This window comes from Micromonospora chokoriensis, assembly GCF_900091505.1.
Taxonomy (GTDB): Bacteria; Actinomycetota; Actinomycetes; order Mycobacteriales; family Micromonosporaceae; genus Micromonospora; species Micromonospora chokoriensis.
In genome coordinates this window covers 1,000,662-1,026,957 of record NZ_LT607409.1, presented here as the reverse complement: position 1 = coordinate 1,026,957, position 26,296 = coordinate 1,000,662, and the positions used below count along the sequence as shown (strand labels likewise).

22 protein-coding genes are annotated in these 26,296 nt (G+C 71.0%); 15 read left to right on the top strand and 7 right to left on the bottom strand.

Annotated elements, in window-relative coordinates; genetic code table 11:
- Positions 1 to 162: 162 nt before the first annotated feature.
- Positions 163 to 2,259, bottom strand: coding sequence for a S9 family peptidase (locus tag GA0070612_RS04765; protein WP_088991271.1), 2,097 nt, complete (start codon positions 2,257 to 2,259; stop codon positions 163 to 165).
- Positions 2,260 to 2,355: 96 nt separating this feature from the next.
- On the opposite strand from GA0070612_RS04765, the gene GA0070612_RS04760 reads away from it, so the two are divergent.
- On the top strand, positions 2,356 to 3,714 hold the full coding sequence (locus GA0070612_RS04760) for an FAD-binding oxidoreductase (protein WP_088986815.1): 1,359 nt from the start codon (positions 2,356 to 2,358) through the stop codon (positions 3,712 to 3,714).
- Between the two features lie 4 nt (positions 3,715 to 3,718).
- Here GA0070612_RS04760 and GA0070612_RS04755 read toward each other — a convergent pair whose 3' ends face one another.
- Entirely contained in the window at positions 3,719 to 4,150 is a 432-nt protein-coding gene (locus tag GA0070612_RS04755) for a hypothetical protein (RefSeq protein WP_088986814.1), read from the bottom strand.
- A 50-nt stretch (positions 4,151 to 4,200) separates the two neighbouring features.
- Positions 4,201 to 6,276: a SpoIIE family protein phosphatase gene (locus tag GA0070612_RS04750; RefSeq protein ID WP_088986813.1), complete on the bottom strand. Its 2,076-nt coding sequence runs from the start codon at positions 6,274 to 6,276 to the stop codon at positions 4,201 to 4,203.
- 319 nt (positions 6,277 to 6,595) lie between these two features.
- On the opposite strand from GA0070612_RS04750, the gene GA0070612_RS04745 reads away from it, so the two are divergent.
- Entirely contained in the window at positions 6,596 to 10,963 is a 4,368-nt protein-coding gene (locus GA0070612_RS04745; protein ID WP_088991270.1) for a HAMP domain-containing protein, read from the top strand.
- Positions 10,960 to 11,514, top strand: coding sequence for a response regulator (locus GA0070612_RS04740; RefSeq protein WP_088986812.1), 555 nt, complete (start codon positions 10,960 to 10,962; stop codon positions 11,512 to 11,514). The genes GA0070612_RS04745 and GA0070612_RS04740 overlap by 4 nt, the downstream gene beginning before the upstream one ends.
- 5 nt (positions 11,515 to 11,519) lie before the next feature.
- Here GA0070612_RS04740 and GA0070612_RS04735 read toward each other — a convergent pair whose 3' ends face one another.
- Positions 11,520 to 11,855 carry an STAS domain-containing protein gene (locus GA0070612_RS04735; RefSeq protein WP_088986811.1) on the bottom strand — a complete coding sequence of 112 codons (336 nt, stop codon included), beginning with the start codon at positions 11,853 to 11,855 and terminating at the stop codon, positions 11,520 to 11,522.
- A 243-nt stretch (positions 11,856 to 12,098) separates the two neighbouring features.
- Here GA0070612_RS04735 and hemL point away from each other — a divergent pair, with 243 nt between their 5' ends.
- Genes hemL through ccsB form a run of 6 tightly spaced genes read left to right on the top strand, consistent with a single transcriptional unit; the run spans position 12,099 to position 18,069 of the window.
- Positions 12,099 to 13,436: a glutamate-1-semialdehyde 2,1-aminomutase gene (gene hemL, locus GA0070612_RS04730; protein WP_088986810.1), complete on the top strand. Its 1,338-nt coding sequence runs from the start codon at positions 12,099 to 12,101 to the stop codon at positions 13,434 to 13,436.
- Between the two features lie 5 nt (positions 13,437 to 13,441).
- A complete protein-coding gene (locus GA0070612_RS04725; RefSeq protein WP_088986809.1) occupies positions 13,442 to 14,089 on the top strand; it encodes a histidine phosphatase family protein in 648 nt (215 codons plus the stop codon).
- On the top strand, positions 14,089 to 14,658 hold the full coding sequence (locus GA0070612_RS04720; protein ID WP_088986808.1) for a TlpA family protein disulfide reductase: 570 nt from the start codon (positions 14,089 to 14,091) through the stop codon (positions 14,656 to 14,658). Before GA0070612_RS04725 ends, GA0070612_RS04720 begins: the two co-directional genes overlap by 1 nt.
- A complete protein-coding gene (locus GA0070612_RS04715; RefSeq protein ID WP_088986807.1) occupies positions 14,658 to 15,476 on the top strand; it encodes a cytochrome c biogenesis CcdA family protein in 819 nt (272 codons plus the stop codon). The genes GA0070612_RS04720 and GA0070612_RS04715 overlap by 1 nt, the downstream gene beginning before the upstream one ends.
- Positions 15,476 to 17,101: a cytochrome c biogenesis protein ResB gene (gene resB / locus GA0070612_RS04710; RefSeq protein ID WP_088986806.1), complete on the top strand. Its 1,626-nt coding sequence runs from the start codon at positions 15,476 to 15,478 to the stop codon at positions 17,099 to 17,101. Before GA0070612_RS04715 ends, resB begins: the two co-directional genes overlap by 1 nt.
- On the top strand, positions 17,101 to 18,069 hold the full coding sequence (ccsB, locus tag GA0070612_RS04705; RefSeq protein ID WP_088986805.1) for a c-type cytochrome biogenesis protein CcsB: 969 nt from the start codon (positions 17,101 to 17,103) through the stop codon (positions 18,067 to 18,069). Before resB ends, ccsB begins: the two co-directional genes overlap by 1 nt.
- A gap of 104 nt (positions 18,070 to 18,173) precedes the next feature.
- Here ccsB and GA0070612_RS04700 read toward each other — a convergent pair whose 3' ends face one another.
- Positions 18,174 to 19,535: a COG1361 family protein gene (locus GA0070612_RS04700; RefSeq protein WP_157742425.1), complete on the bottom strand. Its 1,362-nt coding sequence runs from the start codon at positions 19,533 to 19,535 to the stop codon at positions 18,174 to 18,176.
- A 190-nt stretch (positions 19,536 to 19,725) separates the two neighbouring features.
- On the opposite strand from GA0070612_RS04700, the gene GA0070612_RS32785 reads away from it, so the two are divergent.
- Complete coding sequence (locus GA0070612_RS32785) at positions 19,726 to 19,857, top strand: hypothetical protein (protein ID WP_269458279.1); 132 nt, start codon at positions 19,726 to 19,728, stop codon at positions 19,855 to 19,857.
- A 51-nt stretch (positions 19,858 to 19,908) separates the two neighbouring features.
- Here GA0070612_RS32785 and GA0070612_RS04690 read toward each other — a convergent pair whose 3' ends face one another.
- Entirely contained in the window at positions 19,909 to 20,784 is an 876-nt protein-coding gene (locus tag GA0070612_RS04690; RefSeq protein WP_088986803.1) for an alpha/beta fold hydrolase, read from the bottom strand.
- 254 nt (positions 20,785 to 21,038) lie between these two features.
- Between GA0070612_RS04690 and GA0070612_RS04685 the strand changes: the two genes are divergently transcribed.
- The 3 genes from GA0070612_RS04685 (at position 21,039) to GA0070612_RS04675 (ending at position 24,310) form a co-directional block, all read left to right on the top strand.
- A complete protein-coding gene (locus GA0070612_RS04685; protein WP_088986802.1) occupies positions 21,039 to 22,499 on the top strand; it encodes a menaquinone biosynthesis decarboxylase in 1,461 nt (486 codons plus the stop codon).
- Complete coding sequence (gene mqnP, locus GA0070612_RS04680) at positions 22,499 to 23,410, top strand: menaquinone biosynthesis prenyltransferase MqnP (RefSeq protein ID WP_088986801.1); 912 nt, start codon at positions 22,499 to 22,501, stop codon at positions 23,408 to 23,410. Before GA0070612_RS04685 ends, mqnP begins: the two co-directional genes overlap by 1 nt.
- Before the next feature lie 270 nt (positions 23,411 to 23,680).
- A complete protein-coding gene (locus GA0070612_RS04675) occupies positions 23,681 to 24,310 on the top strand; it encodes a UbiX family flavin prenyltransferase (protein ID WP_088986800.1) in 630 nt (209 codons plus the stop codon).
- A gap of 104 nt (positions 24,311 to 24,414) precedes the next feature.
- Here GA0070612_RS04675 and GA0070612_RS04670 read toward each other — a convergent pair whose 3' ends face one another.
- Entirely contained in the window at positions 24,415 to 24,681 is a 267-nt protein-coding gene (locus tag GA0070612_RS04670; protein WP_007454516.1) for a BldC family transcriptional regulator, read from the bottom strand.
- 269 nt (positions 24,682 to 24,950) lie between these two features.
- Between GA0070612_RS04670 and GA0070612_RS04665 the strand changes: the two genes are divergently transcribed.
- Together GA0070612_RS04665 and GA0070612_RS04660 are read left to right on the top strand one after the other, a co-directional pair.
- Complete coding sequence (locus tag GA0070612_RS04665) at positions 24,951 to 25,409, top strand: Lrp/AsnC family transcriptional regulator (RefSeq protein ID WP_088986799.1); 459 nt, start codon at positions 24,951 to 24,953, stop codon at positions 25,407 to 25,409.
- A 50-nt stretch (positions 25,410 to 25,459) separates the two neighbouring features.
- Complete coding sequence (locus GA0070612_RS04660; RefSeq protein ID WP_088986798.1) at positions 25,460 to 26,290, top strand: SDR family NAD(P)-dependent oxidoreductase; 831 nt, start codon at positions 25,460 to 25,462, stop codon at positions 26,288 to 26,290.
- The last annotated feature ends 6 nt before the right edge of the window (positions 26,291 to 26,296 follow it).

Sequence of the window (26,296 nt, the reverse complement as noted above, 5' to 3'; positions counted from 1 at the left end):
ACGCCGGGCGGAGCCGACCCGGTCGGCCGCCGCGCGGGGCGGCACTGCTGGCCCGCGAGCGCGAGGTGGCCCACCTGGCCGCCCCGACACCCGCACCTCGGCGGCTGCGGGTCGACAGCCACCGGAAGGTGGTGGTCTCCGAGGGGGAGACCACCACCACGGTCAGGCGCGGCCGAGCCGGTCCAGGATCCAGGCGTTGATGAACGCCTCCTCGCGCCAGGCGTCGTAGCGACCGCTCGGGCCGCCGTGCCCGGCACCCATCTCGGTCTTGAGCAGGTAGTCACCGCCCGGGGAGACCGCCCGCAACCGGGCGATCCACTTCGCCGGCTCGGAGTAGAGCACCCGCGTGTCGTTGAGGCTGGTGACCGCGAGGATCGCCGGGTAGTCGACGGCGACGACGTTCTCGTATGGCGTGTAGGACTTCATGTACGCGTACACCTCGGGGTCCTCCAGTGGGTTGCCCCACTCCTCCCACTCGGTGACGGTCAGCGGCAGCGACGGGTCGAGGATCGACGTGAGGGCGTCCACGAACGGCACCTGCGCCACGACCCCGGCGAACGCGTCCGGTGCGATGTTGGCGACCGCGCCCATCAGCAGGCCACCGGCCGAGGCGCCCCGGGCGACCAACCGGTCGCTGGCCGTCCAGCCGGCCTTGACCAGGTGTCGGGCGCAGGCGACGAAGTCGGTGAAGGTGTTCTTCTTGGCCAGCAGCTTGCCCTGGTCGTACCAGCGCCTGCCCAGCTCACCGCCACCCCGGGTGTGTGCCACGGCGAAGACCACACCCCGGTCCAGCAGGGACAGCCGGGCCACCGAGAACCACGGGTCCATGCTGGCCTCGTACGAGCCGTAGCCGTACAGCTCGCAGGGGGCCGAGCCGTCCCGGGGCGTACCGACGCGGCAGACCAGGGAGACCGGTACGCGGGTGCCGTCGTCGGCGAGCGCCCAGTCGCGGTGCTGCTCGTACTCGGCGGGGTCGTACGGCCGGCCGTCCGGCCCGGGCAGCACCGGCTTCTGCTTACGCAGCACCATCTGCCGGGTGACCAGGTCGTAGTCGTACACCGAGTCGGGGGTGACCAGGGAGGAGTAGCGGAGACGGACCTGCCCGGTGCGGTACTCCGGGTTGGCGTCCAGCCCGACACTGTAGAGCGGCTCCGGGAAGTCGATGTCGTACGAGTCGTCGCTGCCGACCGGCAACACCCGCAGCCCGGTGAGACCGTCGGTGCGCAGCGACACCACCAGGTGGTTGGCGAAGGCGTCGACGGACTCCAGCCGGGTGCCGGGGGTGTGCTCGATCACCGGCACCCAGTCGCCCGGCGCGTCCGCCGAGGTGAACGCCAGCGCGAAGTCCTCCGCGCCGTCGTTGTGCAGGATCAGGAAACGGTGACCGTGGTGCTCCACCGCGTACTCGACGCCCTGGCGCCGGGGTGCGATCACGGCCGGGGCGCCGGTCGGGTTGCCGGCGGGGATCACCAGCACCTCGCTGGTGACCTTGCTGTGGATGTCGATCAGGATGAACTTCTCCGAGCGGGTCAGCTCCACGCCGACCCAGAACCGCTCGTCGTCCTCCTGGTGGACCACCACGTCGTCGGCGGCGGCCGAGCCGACGGTGTGCCGCCACACCCGGTTCGGCCGCCAGGCGTCGTCCACCGTCACGTAGAACAGCACCGAGGCGTCGGACGACCAGGCGGTGCCGTAGAAGGTGTCGGGCACCTCGTCGGGCAGCAACTCGCCGGTGGTCAGGTCCTTGATGCGCAGGGTGAACCGCTCGTCGCCGGAGAAGTCGGTGGAGTAGGCCAGCCAACGACCATCCGGGCTGACGTCGAACGCGCCCAGCGAGAAGAAGTCGTGCCCCTCGGCCAGCAGGTTGCCGTCGAGCAGCACCTCCTCACCGTCGAGCGGGGCGCCGTCGGCGCTGACCGGCGGGTCGATCTCACCGTCGCGGACCGCGCGACGGCAGTGCACCCCGTACTGCTGCCCCTCGACCGTCCGGGTGTAGTACCAGTGCCCGCCCTTGCGGGTCGGCACGGACAGGTCGGTCTCCCGGGTGCGTTGCCGGGTCTCCTCGAACAGCGTGGCGCGTAGGTCGGTCAGGTGTGCCGTCCGCGCGTCGGTGTATTCGTTCTCGGCGGTCAGGTAAGCGATCGTCTCCGGATCGTCCTTGGCGGCGAGCCAGGCGTACTCGTCGATGACGGTGTCGCCGTGGTGGGTGCGCTCGGTGGGCACCCGCTTCGCCGCGGGCGGGGCAGTCTCGGTGGTCACGGCGGCCACGTTACCGGCAGCCACCGGTCGTTTGCCGGACCAGCGGCATCCTGACAGCTCTCACCACGCCTTTCGAACACATGTACGATAGCCGCCATGGCGGCAGCAGCGAGTTCCCTCGGCCGGTCCGGAGCCCTCGACATCACCCGACGACTGGCGGCCATCTGTGGTCCACCGTTCTCCCGGCTGGGTGGGCCGGCTGACGAGGTCGCCGGGCGGCCGGCGCGTTGGGTGGCGGTGCCGGGCGGCCCGCACGCCGCGGCCGAGGTGCTGCGGTTGGCCGCCGCGCACGACCTGGCAGTCGTGCCCAGGGGTGCCGGCACCAAGATCGACTGGGGTGCCACGCCGGTGCAGGTGGACATCATGCTCGACACCGGCCGGCTGGCCGGCATCGGTCACGAGCCGGTCGGCGCGCTGGTCGCCGAGGTGGGCGCCGGCACCCCGCTGCGAGCCGTGCAGGCCACGTTGGAGCGCACCGGGCAGCGGCTGGCGATGGACGCCCCCTCGCCCGGTGCGACAGTCGGTGGGGTGCTCGCCGCGGGCGAGGCGGGCCCGCTCAGTCACCGCCACGGCAGCCCGTGCGACCAACTGCTCGGTGTCCGCTACCTCGCCGCCGACGGTGAGTTGGTGAGCGCCGGAGGTGGCGCACCCGGGCTCGACCTGGCCCGGCTGCTCTGTGGCTCCCAGGGCGCGCTCGGCGTGCTGGTCTCGGCGACACTGCGGGTGCAGCCCGTTCCGGCGAGCCGGGTGTGGGTGTCCCGTCCGGTGTGGACGCCGTTGGAGGTGCACGACCTGGTCCGGACGATCCTCGCCGCCCGACTGGAGCCCGCGGCCGTCGAGCTGGACCTGCCCGGAGGCACGCCCCGACCGCGTCATCCGTACCCGCCGGGTCACCCGGCCGCCACCGCCCGGGAGCGCCACCCGTCGATGTCCGGCCGGGCCGGTGCGCCGTCGCGGGCCGGCAGTCTGGTGGTGCTGTTGGAGGGCGGTCCCGCCGACGTCACCGAACGCGCCGAGCGCCTGGTCGGTCTGCTGCACGGGGAGGCGACGATCGCCCACTCCGCGCCGACGTGGTGGCGTCGGTACCCGTTCGCCCCCGGCGACACCGCACTACGGCTCGAGGTGCCGATCGGCGACCTGCACGCCGCCGTCTACGCGTTGCGCGACGCGGCCGGCGCGCCGGTGCCGGTGCGCGGGTCCGCCGGCCTGGGCGTGGTGCACGCGGCACTGCCCGGAGCGCTGGCCCCCGACCGGGTGGCGTCCATCCTGGCAGCCGTCCGAGGTGTGCTGCTGGCCCGGCAGGGCCGCTGCGTGGTGGTCTCCGCCCCGACGGCGGTGCGGCGTGCCGTCGACCTCTGGGGCGAGCTGGCCGGCCTGACCCACCTGCGGGCGGCCAAGGCGCACCTCGATCCGGAGCACCGGCTCGCGCCCGGGCGTCTCCCGGGCGGTCTGTGACCGGTCAGTCCATCCACCAGCTGTGCATGTCCAGCAGCGGTGGGGTGAAGCGGGCCACCAGCACCAGCAGGCCGCCGACCGCCCCGGTCAGCAGCAGCGTCCGCGTCACCCGGGGCAGGGCTTCGCGCTCCCGGGCGACCACCGCCACCGCGGCGATGGCCAACGGCAATCCGAGCACCGCGCCGGCCAGGTAGAGCATCCCGACCACGGCGTAGAGCCAGAGGAACGGGTTCACCCCGTCCATCCCGAAGGGAATCATGTCCTTCGGGTCGTAGGCCCCGGTCAGCATCTCGGTCGGGCCGACACCGGCGGTCGCCATCCGACCCAGATAGAGCAGCAGCACGGCGAGGAACGCGCCGATGGTCGCCAGCTGCGCGGTGACCAGGGCACGAACCGCCCGCCGGGGGTACGACGTGGCCTGCGCGGCGATCGACATGAGCGTCAATCTACCGAGCGGCCCCGGACTTCGTGGGCCGCGTGCGGCGGTCAGGTGGCGTCGTTGCGCAGCACCAGGACGGCGATGTCGTCCCGGGGCGGCTCGGCCGAGAAGTTGATCGCGGCGGAGCGCAGCCGGGCGGCCACCACGTCGGCCGAATAACCGGCCAGAGGCGCTGCGGCATCCCGCAGACGGTCGGTGCCGAACAGCTCCCGGCCCCGTCGCCGCTCGGTGACGCCATCGGTGTAGAAGATCAGCGAGTCGCCGGGGGCGAGCGCGATCTGCGCCGTCGGTGAGGTGATCGTGTCGAGCAGGCCGAGCGCGGTGCCACCGGTGCCGAAGAACCCGGCACCGCCCGCTGCCGACAGCAGCACCGGACGGTCGTGCCCGGCCAGGTGCAGTGACACGTCGAGCGTGTCGCCCTCGCCGGGCCCCACCGCCGCCAGCGCCAACGTGCAGTATCGCCCGCCGCCCCGCTCGACGAGCGTCTCGTTGAGCCGCGCCAACACCTCCGGCAACGGTTTACCGTCCCCGACCAGCACCCGGATCACATCCCGGACCAACCCGGTCACCGCGGCGGCCTGGACACCCTTGCCCGAGACGTCACCGATCACCACCAGCCAACGCCCGTCGGGCAGCGGCACCACGTCGTAGAAGTCACCCCCCACCTCGGCGTCGTCGCCGGTCGGCACGTACTCGGCGGCGAAACCGATCCCGTCCACGACGGGAAGCACCGGCGGTAGCAGGGACTGCTGAAGCGTCTGCGCCACGCGGCGGCGCTCGGCGTGGATCCGCGCGTTCTCGATGGCCAGCGCCGCCCGCCGGGCCACGTCCTCCAGCACGGCCACCTCGTCCGGGTCGTGCCGGTGCCGCTGGTGCCGCCCCACCGCCAGGGTGCCGAGCCGCTGGCCACGGGCGATCAGCGGGACCGCGAAACCTTCCATCGGCCCGCCCAGGGGGATCTGCGCCGCGCTGCGCGACGCCTCGCGCAGACGGGCCTGGATCGAATCCGGCCCGGTCTCCGCCAACACCTTGTGCAGTTGCGGGAGCGTCGACTCGTCGGCGTGGCTGGCCGCTGCCAGCCGCAGCCGGCCCCACTCGTCGGTGGTGTGCACCGCGCACCACTGACCAAGCCGGGGCACCACCAACTGCGGCACCAGGGCCATGGTCAGGTCGACGTCCAACGACTGGGCGAGCAGCTCACTCGCCTCGGCGAGGAACGTCAGCCACACCTGCCGGCGGACGTCGGCCCGGCGCAGCCGGTCGTTCTCCAGGTGCAGCGACAGTCGCTCGGCGGTCAGCACCGCCAACGGCCGGGCGTACGCCGACGGCGCGGCGTCCAACTCCAGCTCACCGGTGTACGGGCGGTGCACGGTCAGCGGCACCCGGAGCAGCTCACTGCCCGGGCGGGGCGGTCGGCCGAAGCGGGCCAACACCTGGCGGCCCTGCCCGTCGCCCCGGTCCAGGCGGATCGTGCCGCCGGCCGCGCCCACCATCTCGGCGACCCGGCTGAGGAGACTGGTGGCGAAGTCGGGCAGCGGGTCGTCCGCGTACAGGTCGGGCGCGGTCTGCATGAGTTCGCTCATCGCGCTGGCGCTCGGCGCGGACTTGTCCGCTGTCGTACCCGGGCCGGCGCTGGTCGGCGCCGACGTGCCACCGGCGAGGGCCTCGGCCGACGTCTCGGTGCCGGGGCGGTCCAGCCGGAACCAGACGCCCTTCCCGGTGGGCAGGTACGTCGTGCCCCAGCGGCTGGCGAAGTGGTCGACCAGCAGGAGGCCCCGACCCCGCTCGGAGACCTCGTTGATCTCGGTGGAGTCGTTGCGGGCGCCGACGGTCAGCTCGTCGCCGGAGCCGGGGGCGAAGTCCGAGACGGTGACGGTCAGCCCGATCTCGTCGGCGACGACCTCGATGTCCAGCTCGGTGCGGGCGTGCTCCACGGCGTTCGTGGTCAGCTCGGTGGTGAGCAGGAGCGCCTCGTTGGCCAGTTCGTCCAGGTGTGACTCGGTCAACACCGAGCGGACCACGGCGCGGGCGGCGGCTGGCGTACGGCGATCTGCGGGCAACCGGACACGCCGGACCGCCCCGTCCCGGGCCCCGGTCGCCGCCGTCCCCGTCTCGGCTGACACCCCCGTATCCTCTACCGTCCCCCTGCCGGGTGCCAAGCCGATCACCCTCGCGAGCCTTCCGGCGGGTGGAGCGGGCAGTCGAACGGTGTCCGGACTCCGCCTCGACGCGAGCGCCCGCACGAGACGGGCATTGCGGGCCTGGTGGTCACGCCTGCGAGGTCTGCGGCGGGCCGTGCCCGATCCAGCGTCATCGAGACGGTCCCGGTGGTGCTCCCGGCCGCCTGGCGGGTCGCGCACCCTGGCACTACGGCTCGCGCGGGCACAATATGGGGTGCCGGTGTGTCGCACGGACCGGTGCCCCCGAGTTGAGCGAGGAATGATGACCACGGCGAAGCAGTCGGTGGCGGATCCGTCCGCGCCCGACCACGAGGCGCTCCTCGGCGAGTTGACCGAGGCACTGCGGCGGATCGGTCGCGGCGACCTGAAGGTCCGGCTTCCCCGCCGCGCGGGCGCCGCCGGTGAGGTGGCGGACGCCTTCAACGAGGTGGTCTCGCTCCAGGAGCGGCAGTACCTGGACCTGCGCCGGATCAGCCGGATCGTCGGCCGCGACGGCCGGCTCACCGAGCGGCTGGACGACGAGGGGCTGGACGGCTCCTGGGCGGAGGGGCAGCGGGCGATCAACTCGCTGATCGACGACCTGGGCCGACCGACCACCGAGATCGCCCGGGTCATCGTGGCGGTCGCGGACGGCGACCTGTCGCAGCACATGGCGTTGGAGATCGACGGTCGGCCGCTGCGCGGTGAGTACCTGCGCATCGGGCGCACCGTGAACACGATGGTGGACCAGCTGTCCTCGTTCTCCAACGAGGTGACCCGGGTGGCCCGTGAGGTGGGCACCGAGGGCAAGCTGGGCGGTCAGGCGGACGTCCGGGGTGTCGCGGGCACCTGGAAGGACCTCACCGACTCGGTGAACACCATGGCGTCGAACCTGACCGGCCAGGTGCGGTCGATCTCGCAGGTGGCGACGGCGGTGGCCAAGGGCGACCTGTCGCAGAAGATCACTGTCGGCGCGCGGGGCGAGGTCGCCGAGCTGGCCGCCACGATGAACTACCTCACCGACACGCTGCGGCTCTTCGCCGAGCAGGTGACCCGGGTGGCCCGCGAGGTGGGCACCGAGGGCAAGCTCGGTGGTCAGGCCGAGGTGCCGAACGTGGCCGGCACCTGGAAGGACCTGACCGACAGCGTCAACTCGATGGCGTCGAACCTGACCGCCCAGGTCCGCAACATCGCGCAGGTGTCCACGGCGGTGGCGCGCGGCGACCTGTCGCAGAAGATCACGGTGGCCGCGCAGGGCGAGATCCTGGAGCTGAAGGACACCGTCAACACGATGGTGGATCAGTTGTCGTCGTTCGCCGACGAGGTGACCCGGGTGGCCCGTGAGGTGGGCATCGAGGGCAAGCTCGGTGGTCAGGCCCAGGTGCGCGGCGTGTCCGGGACGTGGCGGGACCTCACCGAGAACGTCAACCAGCTCGCCGGCAACCTGACCAGCCAGGTCCGCAACATCTCCCAGGTCTCCACGGCGGTGGCGAAGGGTGACCTGTCGCAGAAGATCACGGTGGACGCGCAGGGCGAGATCCTGGAGCTGAAGAACACCGTCAACACGATGGTGGACCAGTTGTCGTCGTTCGCCGACGAGGTGACCCGGGTGGCCCGTGAGGTGGGCACGGAGGGCAACCTGGGTGGTCAGGCGCAGGTGAAGGGCGTCTCGGGCACGTGGCGGGACCTGACCGACAACGTGAACTCGATGGCGTCGAACCTGACCAGCCAGGTCCGCAACATCGCGTCGGTGACCACGGCGGTGGCGAAGGGTGACCTGTCGCAGAAGATCACGGTGGACGCGCGGGGCGAGATCCTGGAGTTGAAGTCCACTGTCAACACGATGGTGGACCAGTTGTCGTCGTTCGCCGACGAGGTGACCCGGGTGGCGCGTGAGGTGGGCACCGAGGGCAAGCTGGGCGGTCAGGCCCAGGTGCGCGGCGTCGCCGGCACGTGGCGGGACCTGACCGACAACGTGAACTCGATGGCGTCGAACCTGACCGCCCAGGTCCGCAACATCGCCCAGGTCTCCACGGCGGTGGCGAAGGGTGACCTGTCGCAGAAGATCACGGTGGACGCGCGGGGCGAGATCCTGGAGCTGAAGTCGACTGTCAACACGATGGTGGACCAGTTGTCGTCGTTCGCCGACGAGGTGACCCGGGTGGCGCGTGAGGTGGGCACCGAGGGCAAGCTGGGTGGTCAGGCGCAGGTGAAGGGCGTGTCCGGCACCTGGCGGGACCTGACCGACAACGTGAACTCGATGGCGTCGAACCTGACCAGCCAGGTCCGCAACATCGCCTCGGTCACCACGGCGGTGGCGAAGGGCGACCTGAGCCAGAAGATCACGGTGGACGCCCAGGGCGAGATCCTGGAGCTGAAGTCGACAGTCAACACGATGGTCGACCAGCTGTCGTCGTTCGCCGACGAGGTGACCCGGGTGGCCCGTGAGGTCGGCATCGAGGGCAAGCTCGGTGGCCAGGCCCAGGTGAAGGGCGTGTCCGGCACGTGGCGGGACCTCACCGAGAACGTCAACCAGCTCGCCTCGACGTTGACCACGCAGCTGCGGGCCATCGCCCAGGTGTCCACCTCGGTGACCAGGGGCGACCTGACCCAGCGGATCGCCGTCAAGGCGCAGGGCGAGGTCGCCGAGCTGAAGGACAACATCAACCAGATGATCGTCACCCTCCGGGAGACGACGAAGAAGAACGCCGAGCAGGGCTGGCTGGACTCCAACCTGGCCCGGATCGGCGGCCTGTTGCAGGGCCAGCGCGACCTCGGCGAGGTCTGCCGCATGATCATGACGGAGGTGACGCCGCTGGTCGACGCCCAACTCGGCGCCTTCTTCCTCGCCGACGACACCGACGGCAGCATGCGACTGCGGCTGACCTCCTCCTACGGGTACGTGGCACGGGGCACCGACGTCACCTTCGGCCCGGGTGAGGGGCTGGTCGGGCAGACCGCGTTGTCCCGCCGCACGATCCGGGTCAGCGCCTCCCCGAACAGCCGACTCACCCTGCGGTCCGGCCTGGCCGAGACACCCCCGTCCGACCTGGTGGTGCTCCCCGTCCTGTTCGAGGGCGAGCTGCTCGGGGTGATCGAGTTCGCCAGTGTGTCGGCGTTCTCCGAGCTGCACCTCGCGTTCCTGGAGCGGTTGGTGCTCACCATCGGCATCGCTGTCAACACCATCCAGGCCAACCGGCGTACGGAGGAGCTGCTGGCCCAGTCGCAGCGCCTGGCGCACGAGATGCAGGAGCAGTCGGCGGAGTTGCAGCGCACCAACGCCGAGTTGGAGGAGAAGGCCACGCTGCTCTCCGAGCAGAAGGGCAACATCGAGACGAAGAACCGGGAGATCGAGCTGGCCCGGCTGGGCCTGGAGGAGAAGGCCCAGCAGCTGACCCGGGCGTCGGCCTACAAGTCCGAGTTCCTGGCCAACATGAGCCACGAGCTGCGTACGCCGCTGAACTCGTTGCTGCTGCTGGCCCGTCTGTTGGCGGAGAACTCGGAGCAGAACCTCAGCCCGAAGCAGATCGAGTTCGCCCGGACCATCCACGGATCCGGCTCCGACCTGCTGCGTCTGATCGACGACATCCTCGACCTGTCCAAGATCGAGGCGGGTCGGATGGACGTCGAGCCGACCGAGATCCGCTTCACCGAGCTGCGGGGCTTCGTCGAGCAGGCGTTCGCGCCGCAGGCCGAGGAGAAGAACCTGGACTTCCAGGTACGGGTGAGCAAGGATCTGCCGCCGGCGTTGGTGACCGACGCGCAGCGGTTGCAGCAGATCCTGCGCAACCTGCTCTCCAACGCGGTGAAGTTCACCGACAACGGTGCGGTGACGCTGCGGATCGCCCCGGCGGCGGAAAATGCGGTGTTCGACGTTCCGGCGCTGACCAATGCCCAGCAGGTGATCGCGTTCACCGTGATCGACACCGGGATCGGCATCTCCGACGACAAGTTGTCGATCATCTTCGAGGCGTTCCAGCAGGCGGACGGCACGACCAGCCGCCGCTACGGCGGCACCGGCCTGGGTCTGTCGATCAGCCGGGACCTGGCCCGGTTGATCGGCGGCACCATCACCGTGTCGTCCGCGCCCGGCCAGGGTTCGACGTTCACGCTGTTCGTGCCGCAGGTGCTGGCTCCGGACGCGGTGGTCGCGCCCCAGCCGCCGTCTCCGCAGCGGGCCGGCCTGCCGTCGTCGCTGCTCATGCCGCCGCTGGAGCTGCTGCCGGAGCGGCCGGAGGCGCCGGCCACCCGGCAACTGGACGGCGCCACAGTGCTGATCGTGGACGACGACGTCCGGAACGTCTTCGCCTTGACCAGCGCGTTGGAGCTGCACGGGATGACCGTGCTGTACTCGGACAACGGGGCGGACGGTGTCCGCCTGCTGGCCGAGCATCCGGAGGTGGACATCGTGCTGATGGACGCCATGATGCCCGACCAGGACGGTTACGAGACCACGCGCCAGATTCGCCGCAACCACCGCTTCGCCGACCTGCCGGTGGTCTTCCTGACCGCCAAGGCCATGCCTGGTGATCGTGAGTCGGCGCTCGCTGCCGGGGGCAGCGACTACATCACCAAGCCGGTCGACCTGGACGATCTGATCGAGTTGATGTCGTCCTGGATCAACGGCAGCCGCACCGAGGAGACTTCGTGACCCAGATGGCCAAGGCGCTGCTCGTGGACGACCGGCGGCAGAACCTGACGGCCCTGGAGGCCATCCTCCAGGGCCTGCCGGTCCAGTCCGTCGCTGTGGAGAGTGGCGAGGCGGCGCTCAAGCAGCTTCTGGTGGACGACTTCGCGGTGATCCTGCTGGACGCGCAGATGCCGGACATGGACGGTTTCGAGACGGCGAGTCACATCAAGCGCCGCGAGCGGACCCGACACGTGCCGATCATCTTCCTGACGGCCGCCGACCGGGACGCCCAGCTCGCCCTGCGGGGTTACCAGGTGGGCGCTGTGGACTACCTGACCAAGCCGTTCGACCCGTGGGTGCTGCGGGCCAAGGTGTCGGTCTTCGTCGAGCTGTGGGTGAAGACCCGGCAGTTGGCCGCCCAGTCGGACCTGGTCCGGGAGCGCGACACGCAGTGGCGGCGGCTCACCGACGCGGTCGACGAGGCGACGACAGTGCTGCGCTCCGACGACGGGGAGGCCCGGGAGCGGGCGGTACGCATGCTGGAGCAGGCCCGTTGGGGCAACACCGCCTGACGCGGTCAGCCGGTGGGCTGGTCGTTGCGGATCATCAGGGCGCTGCGGAGGCCGGTGATGTCCAGGACCCGGATGAGGAAGTCGCCCACGTGGGTCAGCATCAGCAGGCTCTGCGCGTGGCTGGCCTTGCGGCTGAGCACCACGAGGGTGCCCAGGCCCTGTGAGTCGCAGAAGGTGACGCCGCCGAGGTCGAGGACGATCTTCGGCGGCGGGTCGGACAGCACCTCGTTGACCACCGTCGAGAGCTGCGCGGCCGTGAGCATGTCGATCTCACCGGCCAGGCGAAGCACAGCTTCGTCGCCCGTCCGGTGTAGCGTGATGGACAGTTCGGCACGATCCACTCGGTCAGCCTAGCGCGATCCGGCCGGTCCGGCCTGTCGAGGCCGTGGGCCGTCGCCGTGCGGGTCCTGGGCCACCGCCGTGCAGGTCGTGAGCGAGAGCCGCCCAGGTCGTGAGCGGTCGCGACCCACACCGCGCGCCCCCCTGTCGGCGTTGCCGGCGGGCACCGGCCGGGGGTGAGCCTGGTAACCCGACTGCGGGGTGGCTGCTGGTGAGCCGCTTGCCGCTGACACAATGGCGGCATCGTGACCGACATCTTTTCCGCCGGATCCGGCCGCTACCCGGCCGAAGCGCCGGCCTCCGAGGCCCTGTTCGACCGCGCCCGCGCCATCGTGCCGGGCGGGGTCAACTCTCCTGTGCGCGCCTTCCAGGCGGTCGGCGGCGCTCCACGTTTCATGGTCCGTGGCGAGGGCGCGTGGCTGTACGACGCCGACGACCGCCGCTACGTCGACCTGGTCTGCTCCTGGGGTCCGCTGATCCTCGGGCACGCCCACCCGCAGGTGGTGGACGCCGTTCAGGCCGCCGCCGCCCGGGGCACCAGCTTCGGCACTCCGACCCCGGGCGAGGTGGAGTTGGCCGCCGAGTTGGTCGACCGGACTCCGATGGAGCAGGTCCGCCTGGTCAACTCGGGCACCGAGGCCACCATGTCGGCGATCCGGCTGGCCCGCGGCTACACCGGCCGCTCGAAGATCGTCAAGTTCGCCGGCTGCTACCACGGGCACGTCGACGCGCTGCTCGCCTCCGCCGGGTCCGGCGTGGCCACCCTGGGCCTGCCCGATTCGCCGGGCGTGACCGGCGCGGCAGCCAGCGAGACGATCGTGTTGCCGTACAACGACATCCGGGCCGTCGAGGAGGCGTTCGCCGCCGAGGGCCCGCACATCGCGGCGGTGATCACCGAGGCGGCCGCCGGCAACATGGGTGTGGTCGCCCCTCGCGACGGCTTCAACCAGCAGCTCGCCCGGATCGCCCACGCCCACGGTGCCCTGCTGGTCATGGACGAGGTGATGACCGGGTTCCGGGTGTCCCGCGCCGGGTGGCACGGCCTCGACGCCTCCGACGCCGACCTGTGGACGTACGGCAAGGTCATGGGTGGTGGCCTGCCCGCCGCGGCCTTCGGCGGGCGGGCGGACATCATGGCGCGACTCGCCCCGGCCGGGCCGGTCTACCAGGCCGGCACGCTCTCCGGTAACCCGCTGGCCTGCGCCGCGGGCCTGGCCACGCTGCGGCTCGCCGACGACGCGCTGTACCGCAAGCTCGACGACACGGCCGCCGTCGTGGGCAAGCTGGCCTCCGACGCGCTGGCCGCCGCCGGGGTCCCGCACCGCCTGTCGTACGCGGGCAGCATGTTCTCGATCTTCTTCACGGACGCCGACGTGGTCGACTACGACAGCGCGCGCACCCAGCAGGTGCCGGCGTTCAAGGCGTTCTTCCACGCGATGCTCGCCGCCGGCGTCTACCTGCCGCCGAGCGCGTTCGAGTCGTGGTTCGTGTCGGCGGCGCTGGACGACGCCGCCCTGGAGCACATCGCCGACGCGCTGCCGACGGCGGCGAACGCGGCGGCGGCGTCCGGTCACGGGGGGTAGTCAACGTGAGTAAGACGGTGGTCCACGTGCTGCGGCACGGCGAGGTGCACAACCCGGATCAGATTCTCTACGGGCGGTTGCCCGGTTTCCGCCTCTCCGAGCTGGGTGTGCAGATGGCCAAGGCCGCCGCGCAGGGCCTGGCCGAGCGGGAGATCGTGCACGTGGTGGCCAGCCCGCTGGAACGCGCCCAGCAGACCGCCGAGCCGATCGCCGCCCAGTTCGGGCTGCCGGTCGGGGTGGACGAGCGGCTGATCGAGAGCGCCAACTGGTTCGAGGGCAAGAAGGTGTCCCCGGGCGACGGGTCGTTCCGTGACCCGCGCAACTGGTGGGTGCTGCGCGACCCGGTGACCCCGTCCTGGGGTGAGGCGTACCGGGTGATCGCCGAGCGGATGTTCGCCGCCGTGCAGGCCGCCCGGGTCGCCGCCGAGGGGCGCGAGGCGGTGCTGGTGTCGCACCAGTTGCCGATCTGGACGCTGCGTCGCCACGTCGAACGCAAGCGGCTCTGGCACGACCCGCGCAAGCGGCAGTGCGGGCTGGCGAGCCTCACCTCGTTCCACTTCGACGGCGCGAAGGTGGTGGGCATCGGCTACAGCGAGCCGGCCGCGCACCTGATCGCCCTCTCCGCGACAGCCCGGACGGCCAAGGGGGCCTGATGAACGCCCGGAGGTGGACCGCCGGCCTGCTCGCAGGAGTCGCCGCGGTGGCGCTGGTCGGCTGCACGTCGTCGAAGGGGCAGGAGAAGACCTGCACGGCCACCACCGACGGGATCTTCGAGTGCGCCCCGGACCAGCGCTCGGCTCCTCCGAAACTCGCCGGGGAGTTGCTCCTCGGCGGCACCTATGACGTCACCCAGGCCCGGGGCCAGGTCGTCGTGGTCAACTTCTGGGGCTCCTGGTGCGCGCCGTGCCGCGCCGAGGCGGACGACCTGGAAGCCGTCTACCAGGCCACCAAGGGTTCCGGGGTGAGCTTCCTCGGCATCAACGTGCAGGATTCGCGGGACAAGGCCAAGGCGTTCGAGCAGGGCCGGGTCACCTACCCGAGCCTGTTCGACCCGGCCAGCCGGCTGGCGCTCAACCTGGACATCCCGCCGAACACCGTCCCCGCGACGGTGGTTCTCGACCGGGAGGGGCGGATCGCCTCGGTGATCCGGGCCGCCGTCAAGCAGGAGGGCCTGCAACCGATCGTCGAGCGGATCGCGGCCGAGAAGCCGGCGCCGAACTGATGGGTGAGACCTTCAAGGAGCTGGCCCTCAGCGGGCCGCTGCTGCTCGCCATCGGCGCGGCGGCGCTCGCCGGTCTGGTCAGTTTCCTCTCCCCGTGCGTGCTCCCGCTCGTCCCCGGCTACCTGTCGTACGTCACCGGCCTCGCCGGGGCGGACCTCGAAGGCCGCCGGACCCCGGCGGACCCGGCACCCGACGGCGACGGCGGGGTTGCGGTCCGTGAGCGGGCCGCCACGGTCGCCGTCAAGGGCCGGGTGCTCGCGGGCACGTTGCTCTTCATCGCCGGCTTCACCATCGTCTTCGTCGCGACCGCCATCCTGTTCGCCGGTATCGGTCGGGTCTTCTTCGAGTACGAGCGGCAGCTCGAAATCGTCGTCGGCGTGCTGATCATCGTGCTCGGGTTCGGCTACCTCGGGATGATCCCCGCCCTGCAACGGGAGTTCCGGATCTCCCGGCTGCCGTCGGCCGGGCTGCTCGGCGCACCGGTCGTCGGCGCGGTCTTCGCGCTCAGTTGGGTGCCCTGCACCGGCCCGACGCTCGGTGCGGTGATGGGGATGGCGGCAACGAGCGGCCAGAGCGACCGCGCGGTGGTGCTCGCCGTGGCGTACTGCCTCGGGCTGGGGATACCGTTCGTGGTCTTCGGGCTGGGCTTCGAACGCCTGCTCGGGGTCTTCCGCGCCGTCCGGCGCAACAGCCGCTGGGTCACCCGGGTCGGCGGCGCTCTGCTCATCCTGATCGGCCTGGCGCTGGTCACCGGCGGATGGCAGAGCTTCGTGATCTGGTTGCAGACCACCGTCGGGGTGGGCGAGGTGAGCATCTGATGACGGTCGTCGACGACCGGCCGGAGACCGTGGCACCGGCGCCACGCCGTCGGCCCAACCGGTTGCTGGCGCTGCTGCGTAACTCGTGGCGGCAGCTGACCAGCATGCGTACCGCCCTGATCCTGCTCTTCCTGCTCGCTGTCGCCGCCATTCCCGGTTCGGTGCTGCCGCAGCGCGGGATCAGCCCGGAGAAGGTCAACGAGTACTTCGTCGACCACCCGGACTGGGCCCCCCGACTGGACCGGATCGGCGCGTTCGAGGTCTTCGGGTCGGTCTGGTTCTCCGCGATCTACCTGCTGTTGTTCACCTCGCTGATCGGTTGCATCACGCCCCGGCTGCGTGACCACATCCGGGCGTTGCGGTCCCGGCCGCCGGCCGCGCCGAAGCGGATGAGCCGGCTGCCGCAGCACACCGTGCTGCCCGCCCCGGCTGGTGGCGTCGCGGCCATCGCCGACGTGCTGCGCAAGCGCCGCTGGCGGGTGGAGGTGCGCGGCGACGAGGTCTCCGCCGAGAAGGGCTACCTCAAGGAGACCGGCAACCTGCTGTTCCACACGTCGCTCATCGCGGTGCTGATCGGCGTCGCGCTCGGCTCGTGGTACGGCTGGAGCGGCAACCGGCTGCTGGTGGCGGGCGCGGACAACGCGTTCTGCAACACCCGCCAGCAGTACGCCGAGGCGAAGCTCGGCCCCCGGGTGGACAGCGCCGACCTACCGCGCTTCTGCCTGCGGCTGGACGACTTCGAGGCGCGTTTCCTGCCGTCCGGTCAGCCGGAGTTCTTCAACGCCACGGTCACCGTCGACGGCCCGGACGAGCCGACCCGCAGCGCCGACTTCTCGGTGAACTCGCCGCTGCGCCTGGCCGACGCGAACGTCTACCTGCTCGGCCACGGGTACGCCCCGGTGATCCGCTACACCGACCGGTTCGGCAACAGCCAGGTCAGCGACGAGCCGTTCCTGACCACCGGCGACATGGGCCTGACCAGTGAGGGCCTGGCCGCGTTCCCGGACGCGAATGTCGACCCGGCCACCGGCCGGCGCAGCCCGGACGGGCAGATGGCCTTCACCGGCATCTACCTGCCCACCGCGCCCGAGCAGGGGCCGTTCGTCCGCTCGCAGTACCCGACCGAGCGCAACCCGGTGCTGAACCTGGTCGCCTACCAGGGCAACCTCGGCATGGACGCCGGCATCCCCGGCTCGGTCTACCAGCTCGACCAGCGGCAGGTGCGCGCCGGCAAGGTCAAGGAGGTCGGCACCAAGCTGCTCAAGAAGGGCGAGACCTGGACCCTGGCTGACGGCACCACCGTCGAGTTCCTGGGCACCGAGCGGTACGTCACCCTTTCCGTCCGACACGACCCCGGTGCGACGCCGCTGCTGATCAGCTGCGGTGTCCTGCTGGTCGGGCTGATGGGTTCGCTGTTCGGGCGGCGTCGCCGGGTGTTCTTCCGGGTGGTGCCGGCCAACCCCGGGGAAGGATCTCCGACGGGCGGTAGTAGTTTGGTGGAGGCCGGTGGGTTGCCGCGCACCGACTACCCGGGTTTCGCCGACGAGTTCACCCAGCTCATCGCTGCGGTCAAGGGTGACGACCCAGCGGCCGAACCGGCCGGTGTGCGAGAAGGAGCCGAGTGATGTCCGCACTCTCCGACAATCTGGTCACGTTCGCGATCCTGGCGTACCTGATCGCGATGATCGGCCACGCCGTCGAGTACGCGCTGGGCAACGCCCGTACCCGGGTCGCCACGCAGGCCCCGGTTCGCGAGTTGGTCGGTGCCGGCGGTGGCGTCGTCGAGGAGCCACCCGCGCCGGTGCCTGCGCCGCCCGTGGATCGGTCCGCGCGGCGTGCCCGCCTCGGGGGTCTGATCGCGGTCGGCGCGACCGCTGTCGCCGCCGCGCTGCACCTGGCGGCCCTGGTCACCCGTGGCCTCGCGGCCGACCGGATGCCCTGGGGCAACATGTACGAGTTCGTGCTCACCGTGACGTTCATCGGGGTCACCGCCTGGCTGGTGGTGCTCTGGAAGCGACCGTCGCAGCGCTTGCTCGGGCTGTTCCTCACCCTGGTGATGGTGCTGCTCGTGGCCACCGCCGAGCTGGTCCTGTACGTGCCGATCGTGCCGTTGGTGCCGGCACTGAACTCGTACTGGTTCATCATCCACGTCTCGACCATCGTGTTCGCGTCCGGCATCTTCCTGCTCGGTGCGGTGCCCGCGGTCGGCTTCCTGATGCGCAACGGGTACGAGAAGGGCAAGCGGAGCTTCCCGTACACCCTGGCGAAGCGGCTGCCCGGCGCGGCCGGCCTGGAGCGGCTGACCTTCGCGCTGCACGCGTTCGCGTTCCCCATCTTCACCTTCGCGGTGATCGCCGGCGCCATCTGGGCCGAGGCGGCGTGGGGCCGCCCGTGGGGCTGGGACCCGAAGGAGACCTGGGCGTTCATCTCCTGGGTCGTGTACGCCGGCTACCTGCACGCCCGGGCCACGCCCAGCGTGCGCCGCAACGTGGCGACCTGGCTCGCGGTGCTCGGCTTCCTCACCGTGCTGATGAACCTGTTCGGCGTGAACATCTTCTTCACCGGCCTGCACTCGTATGGTGGGCTGGACTGACTGGAGAACGGCGTGCGGGCCGGCCACGGATGCGTCCGTGACCGGCCCGCGTCGTCGTGGCGTGCCGGGTCAGCCCACCGTCACCGCGGTTGTGGCGTGCCGGATCAGCCCACCGTCACCGGGGCGACGTCGTTGCCCGGGTTGTCGTCCACCCGCGGGTAGCGCTCGTACTGCTGGACCTCGCCCGGCGTCCCGGAGAGGCTGTCGATCCGCAGGTCGAACGCCGCGGTGTGGGTCAGACCGGCCGGGAACACGCCCCCCGGCCCGCCGCAGTACCAGGTCGTCGGGGTGTCTCCGGCAGACTCCTCGTCCCCGTTGAGCCAGCAGCTCGACGGGTTGCCGACCACCGTGGTGCCGGCCGGCGGCACGAAGAGGAAGCTGCCGACGCCGCCGCCGGAGAGGGTGGCGTCCGGAACACCCGGGCCCTCGTTGCGCAGGCCCACGGTGACCCGCACGGTGTCACCGACGGCTCCGGTGACGGATGCGCCCTGGGCGACGACGTCGAAGGACCCCTGCACCGAGCGCAGATAAAGCCCGCCTCCGGCACCGGTCACCCCCGCCGGGATCACGTCGAGCGGGTTGCCCACCGGCCGCAGCCGCAGCCCCTGCTCGGCCTCGCGGTGTGTGAGCTTCACGCCGCGCGGAAGTGGACCGGCGCCGGCCAGCGGCTCCACGAACTGGGTGATCCGCTTGCTGCCCAGAGTGGCCGGGCCGACAGTGGTGGCCAGCTTCTGCCGCAGCTTGTGCCGCTGGCCGGGGGCGAACGTGCCCCGAACGGTGCAGACCACCACAGTGGCGAGCGACGTGTTGGTGCCGTACCGGCAGTTGCGGTAGCTGGCCGGGATCAGACCCACCGGGAAGCTCATGGTGAGCCGAAGGTCCACGACCGGCTGGTCACCCGCGTTCACCACGGCCACCGGCACAGGCAGGCTGTCACCGACCGCGACACCGGAGACGGACCCGTCGACGAGGTCGAGCAGATCGGGCCCCGATCGCACGGTGATCGTCGCCTGCTGGGTGGACGGCTCGGTCTGCTCGCCCAGCGCCGTGTAGGTGAAGGTGCCGGTCGCGCCGTCGGTCGCGCCGGACGCGGCCCGGAACACCACCGGCACGGTGCCGGTCAGCGTGCCGAACTCGTCGACGGCGGTCGGCGGCATCGGGCAGGTGACCGAGGTGCCCTCGGTGACGCAGAAATCAGGGAAGGTGGCGGTGACCACGCCGGCCAGGCCGGTCAGGTCGACTGTCACCCGAGGTTGGGTGGCACCGGTGCTGGTCAGGGTCAGCGGGACCGTGCGGCCGGGGGCGCCCGGCCCGCCGACCGTGACGTCTTCCAGCCAGGCGTTGACCCAGCCCGGGTCGTCCTGCGCCACGGCCGGACCGGCCGCCATGCCGACCGTCGCGGTGCCCACGACCAGCGCGGTGAGGCCGCGCAGGAGCCTGCCACGCGTAACGTGCACAGATCTCATCGATCTCCTTGGTGAGGGATGAGCCGATCGGAAGAAGCCAGGATCAATGCCCCCCGGCCCCGACCGGCACCAGTGATCCTAGAGATCACCTGTGACAGTTTTCGATGGGCCGAACGTGCGGTGATCGTCCTACGCGAGGGCCTCGCCTGGTGAGGGCGTACGTGGCCGGTTCGGCTGGCTGCCCAGCGCGGTGGCGCTGATAGCCGACTCGCCGCAGATGCTCACCGGCTTCCTCACCGCCAGTGCGGGCTCCGAGCAGACCGACCTCGCCCCGCTGGAGCGGGAGGTGGTCATCCTGACGGTCTCCACCAGTCACGCATGACCGCAACGTCCCGGAACCCGAGTGGATCGAACCGAGAGCGGGATGCGGCACTCAGGCCGCCCCGAGGAAGTCGCGCAGCAGGGCGAGCATCTCGTCCGGGCGTTCCTCGTACAGCCAGTGGCCGCAGTCCTCGATCACCTCGCTGCGGACCGCGTCGGCGTACTGACGAACCTGCTGGGCGACCTGCCCGCCGAGGCTTGCCGCCGCTCCGACGGCCAGCACCGGCATGGTCAGCTTCGTGGTCCGGTACGTCGCGTTGTCGGCGATGTCCCGATCGAACGCCCGGAAGTAGGCGAAGCTCGCTCGCAGATGCGCCGGGTCGCGCAGATGACCGGCGAACTCCTCGATGTCCGGCGCGGCGATGCTTCCCTTGCGCACCATCAGTGCGTCGGTGAACTTGTCGACCCAGAGCGACTCCCGCCCGTCGACCAACGCCTCGGGAAGGCCGTTGCCGATGGAGAAGTAGCCGAAGTTCCACACCCCGGGCCCAGCCGGGGTGAGCGCGGGGAACGTGTAGAGGCTCTCGTCGGGGATCGGCGCCTCGGTGAGCACCAGTCGGCTCACCCGCCGCGGATGGGCGGCAGCGTACGCGTACGCCACCATGGTCCCCAGGTCGTGCCCGACCAGCCGGAGGTCACTGACCAGGCCGAGCTGGTCGAGTAGTCCGTGCAGGTCGGCGGCGACGGTCTTCTTGTCGTACCCGTCGGCGGGGGCGTCGCTGCCCCCGAACCCGCGCAGGTCGGGCGCGACCACGTCGAAGGAGCGCCCCAACTCGGGCAGCAGGTGCCGCCACATGTACCAGCACTGCGGATATCCGTGCAGCAGCACCAGCGGCGGGCCGCTGCCGCCACGGACGTAGTTCATGGTGATCTGTCCGACCCGTGCTCGCTGCTCGGTGAACCCTGCCGGTACCCGATCCCCACCCATTCGCCGCCTCCGTCCGCGTGCTGCCCGGCTACCCGCTCGACCGAGAGCCATGCCTGCGGGCTCCGCGCTCGAACATTGATCGACTCCCTCTTCAGGAAGTCGGGCTGTCCCTGGCCGCTGGACACCCCGACTTCCGGAAACCCGTGTGGATCAAGCCCGGGGGCGGCGGGCATGGTGGGCGCGCACGGGGTCGTCGCCGGTGTCACAGCACCCGGCTTGGGCCACACCGCACCCGGTGCGGGAGACTGGCGGGTATGGCGGCTCGTGGCTTCCCGTACACCGATCTCAAGGACTTTCTCGCGGCGCTGGAGCGCGCGGGGGAGTTGCGCCGGGTCGACGTCCCGGTAGACCCCACCCTGGAGATCAGCGAGGTGGTCACCCGCACGGTGCGGGCCGGCGGGCCGGCGCTGCTCTTCGAGCGTCCGACCCGGGGCGAGATGCCGGTGGCGATCAACCTGTTCGGCACCGAGAAGCGCATGGCCATGGCGCTCGGGGTGGAACGCCTCGACGAGATCGGCGAGCGGATCGGCGAGATGCTCAAGCCGGAGCTGCCGCAGGGCTTCTCGGGCATGATGGGCGGCCTGGGCAAGGTCATGCAGCTCAAGTCGATGCCGCCGAAGAAGGTCAAGACGGCCCCGTGCCAGCAGGTCGTCTACCGCGGCGACGACGTCGACCTCAACCGGCTGCCCGGGTTGCAGGTCTGGCCGGGCGACGGTGGGATCTTCCACAACTTCGGGCTGACCCACACGAAGGACCCGCAGACCGGCAAGCGCAACCTCGGGCTGTACCGGCTCCAGCAGCACTCGCACAACACGATCGGCATGCACTGGCAGATCCACAAGAACTCGACGGCGCACCACGCGGTCGCCGAGCGGCTCGGGCAGCGGCTGCCGGTGGCCATCGCCATCGGCGCCGACCCGGCGGTCGCCTACTCGGCGAGCGCGCCGCTGCCCGCCGAGATCGACGAGTACCTGTTCGCCGGCTTCCTGCGGGGTGAGCGGGTCGAGATGGTGGACTGCCTGACCGTCCCGTTGCAGGTGCCGGCGCACGCGCAGATCGTGCTGGAGGGCTACATCGAGCCGGGCGAGCGGATGCCGGAGGGGCCGTTCGGCGACCACACCGGCTTCTACACACCGGTGGAGCCGTTCCCGGTGATGCACATCGAGTGCATGACCATGCAGCGTGATCCGGTCTACCACTCGATCGTCACGTCCCAGCCGCCGCAGGAGGACCACGGCCTCGGCAAGGCCACCGAGCGGATCTTCGCGCCGCTGCTGCGCTTCCTGATCCCGGACATCGTCGACTACAACCTTCCGGCAGCCGGGGTCTTCCACAACTGCGCGATCGTGTCGATCCGCAAGCGCTACCCGAAGCACGCGCAGAAGGTCATGAACGCGATCTGGGGCGCGCACATGATGTCGCTGACCAAGCTGATCGTGATCGTGGACGAGGACTGCGACGTGCACGACTACAACGAGGTCGCCTTCCGCGCCTTCGGCAACGTCGACTACGCGCGCGACCTGCTGCTCACCGAGGGGCCGGTGGATCACCTCGACCACGCCTCGTACCAGCAGTTCTGGGGTGGCAAGGCGGGCGTCGACGCGACCCGCAAACTCCCCACCGAGGGTTACACCCGCGGTTGGCCGGAGGAGATGCGCATGAGCCCGGAGGTCTCGGCCCTGGTCGACAAGCGCTGGAAGGAGTACGGGATCTGATGGCCGTCCTCGAAGCTCCCGCCGAGAAGCCGGGCCGGGTCAAGTCCTTCCTCAAGCTCGTCGCGATCGAGCACTCGGTGTTCGCGCTGCCCTTCGCGTACCTGTCGGCGTTGAGCGCCATGCAGGTCAACGGTGGGCGGGTGCGCTGGCTCGACCTGCTGTTGATCACCGTGGCGATGGTCGGGGCACGGACGTTCGCGATGGCCGCCAACCGGATCCTCGATCGGCGGATCGACGCGCGGAATCCGCGTACCGCCGGGCGGGAACTGGTCACCGGTGCGGTGAGCGTGCGGACGGCCTGGACCGGCGCGGCTGTCGCGCTGGTGGTCTTCCTCGCCGCCGCGGCCCTGCTCAACCCGCTCTGTCTGGTGCTCGCGCCGCTCGCGGTGGTGCCGCTGGTCGTCTACCCCTACGGCAAGCGGTTCACCAACTGGCCGCACGCCATCCTGGGGATCGCCCAGATGGTCGGTCCGGTGGGCGCCTGGCTGGCGGTCACCGGCACCCTGGACGGCTCCGGGCCGGCCTGGGTGCTCGGAGCGGCGGTCGGGCTGTGGATCGGCGGGTTCGACCTGATCTACGCCTGCCAGGACTCCGAGATCGACCAGGAGATCGGCGTGCACAGCGTGCCCGCCCGGTACGGCCGGCGTTTCGCGCTGCACGCCTCCACGATCGCGCACGTGGTGACCTTCGCGCTGTTCGTCTGGTTCGGCACGTTGATCGGCCTCGGCTGGCTCTGGTGGATCGGGCTCGCGCTCACCGCCGTCGCGTTCGCCTATCAGCACCTGGTGGTCAGCCCGACCGACCTGAGCAAGGTCAACCGGGCGTTCTTCACCGCCAACGGGTTCGTGGGCATCGCGCTGTTCGTCTTCGCGCTGCTCGACCTGGTGATCCGGCTCGACCTACGGCCCTGACCGGCTGGCCACCGGCTCGTCCTCCCCGGTGGGGTACCGGGCGCTCTCCAAGGTCCAGTCGATGGTGCACCGGGACGGGATCGGGCATTCGGCACGCAGTGTCCGAAGGGCCTCGCCGGTCGTCACCGATGCCTCCTGCGCGAGATGATCCGATGCGAATCCCCAGCGGCAGCATGTCAGGTCGACGGAACGCCTCCCGCCGGGCATGCCGGAGCGGCCTGTTCCGGGGGTGCTCACCAACGGCCCAGCCGGACCAGGCAGGCTGGGGGCATGCGGGAACCATGGGTGGTCGGGGTCTCCGGAGCGTCGGGGACGCCGTACGCGGCGGCCGTCATCGGAGGACTCCTCGACGCGGGCGAGCCGGTCGACCTGATCGTGTCCCGCGCGGCACGACTGACGGTGCTCGACGAGACCGGCCGACCGTTCCGCGACGGGCACTGGGCCGAGGATCTCGCCGCCTGGCTCGACCGGGACCTGACCGGTGCCGACGTACGGCACTGGCCGGCCGGTGACCTGGCCGCCGGCCCGAGCAGCGGCTCCTACCGGGTACGCGGCATGGCCGTGGTCCCGGCCAGCACGGCAGCCTGCGCCGGCATCTCGATCGGGCTCTCCAAGGACCTCCTGCAGCGCGCCGCCGAGGTCAACCTCAAGGAACGCCGCCCGCTGGTGGTCGTCCCTCGGGAAACACCGGTGACCCGCAGTCACCTGGAGCACCTGATCGCCCTGCACGACTCAGGCGCTGTCGTGTTGCCCGCCAGCCCCGGCTTCTACGGAGCCGGCGCGGCTGCCAGCGCCCAGCAGTTGGTCGACTTCGTGGCCGGCAAGGTGCTCGACGCGCTCGGCGTCCCACACACCCTGTTCCGGCGGTGGTCCGGCCAGCTCGGCGCAGCCCGAAGCTGAGCGCCGAACACACCTGTCACGCGCCGCGAGGCCACCCGATGGTCGGCCGAAGCGGGACGCGGACCGGGCCGAAGTCCGGTCCGCGTAGCGATGTCCGCACCAGTTCAATACATGCCGGCGTTGGCCGGACCCGGCCCCGTGGATGCGGCCGGCCCCACATTGCGTGGCTTTCCGACCTCGTCCACCTCGTCCAGCATGCCCTCCCCCTCAAGCAGGGCCCGCACCTCGGATTCCCGAAACCGGCGATGCCCGCCTGGAGTCCGGATGCTTCCTATCCGGCCGGCCGCCGCCCATCTCGTCACAGTTTTCGGGTCTACCCGAAACAGCGCGGCGACCTCACCCGGTGTCAGCAGGCGATCTCCAGTGTCCACAGCCCCCTCCTCGCGTCGACGAAGCCCCCGGCTGAACACACTGCCCCCGGCTGGTGCGTAGCCCAGAGCCGTCATGAGGGACGTATGGCAATTACAGCACCGCGGACATGAGCTGTCCGCCCAAACGCGAAAAATGCACTGAGTGAGGAGTTAGTAATGGTACTTGTGCGACCTCCGCCCTCACGGCGGTTTATCAACAGTGACTCACCACTCAGTCCAACGGACGCCGAAGCCCGCACGTTATGCCTGAGCGGCTAGGGTCACTCTCTGTGGACGCCATCGACCTGAACCTCGTCGACCTGCTGCGTGGCAACGCCCGTCTCTCGTACGCCGAGCTGGCCCGACAGGTGGGTCTCTCGGCCCCGGCCGTGCACGAACGGGTCGGCAAGTTGGAGAGCAGCGGCGTCGTTCGGGGCTACCGCGCGGACGTGGCACCGGAGTCGATCGGGCTGGGCGTCACCGCCTTGATCGGCATCGTCGAGGACTCCGGGGCAGACACCGACGACATGTTGGAGTCGCTGCGGGTGCTGCCCGAGATCGAGTCCTGCTACTTCATGGCGGGTGTCGAGTCGTTCCTGCTGAAGGCCCGGGTCGGCACGATCGCCGAGTTGGAGCAGTTGATCGTGCGATTGAACCGGACCCCGGGGGTGGCCTCCACCCGTACCGCCATCGCGCTCTCCACCAAGTGGGAGAACCGCCCGCAGCCGGTCGGCCCGCCCGCGACCTGACCGCCGCGTACCCCTGGTGTCGCCCGGTCGGCCGGCGGTAGCGTGCGCCGATGACCCCGCCGGGACGTCGCGTGGCAGTGGTGACCGGCGCTGCCGGCGGCCTCGGCCGCGCCATTGCCACCGCGCTGCACGCCGACGGCTGGTCGGTGCTCCTCACCGACCTCGACCCGGCGGCGGTGGCCGCCGCCGCAGCGCCGCTCGGGGGTTGGTCGGCGGCCCTGGACGTCCGCGACGAGGACGCCTGCGCCGCCGTCGCCGCGCGCGCCGCGGACCGTGGCGACCTCGCGCTCTGGGTCAACAACGCCGGCGTCCTCACCACCGGCCCGTCGTGGGAGCACGACGGGCCGACCCGCCGCCGGCTGTTCGACGTCAACACCCTCGGCGCCATGAACGGCACCCTCGCCGCGCTGGCCGTGATGCGCGGGCAGGGCCACGGCCACGTGCTCAACGTCGTCTCGCTGGCCGGGCTGATCGCCGCGCCCGGCGAGACGGTGTACGCGGCCAGCAAGCACGCCCTGCTGGCGTTCAGCCTCGGCACCCTGTCCGACCTGCGGATGGCCGGCTACCGCCGGGTGCACGTCTCCTGCCTCTGCCCGGACGGCATCTGGACCCCGATGCTGCACGACCGGCTGGACGATCCGGGCGCGGTGGCGTCGTTCACCGGGTCGATGTTGACGGCGCGGCAGGTGGCCGCCCGGGCGGTCCGGTTGGCCCACCGACCCCGTCCGGTGGTCAGCCTGCCCCGCTGGCGGGGAGCGCAGGTGCGCCTGCTGGACGCCCTGCCCCGGCTGGCCGTCGCGCTGACCCCGCTGGTCCAGGCCGCCGGCCGCGCCGGCCAGCGCCGGCAACACCGCCGGAGCACCCGTCCGGACCGGCGCTGACCACCT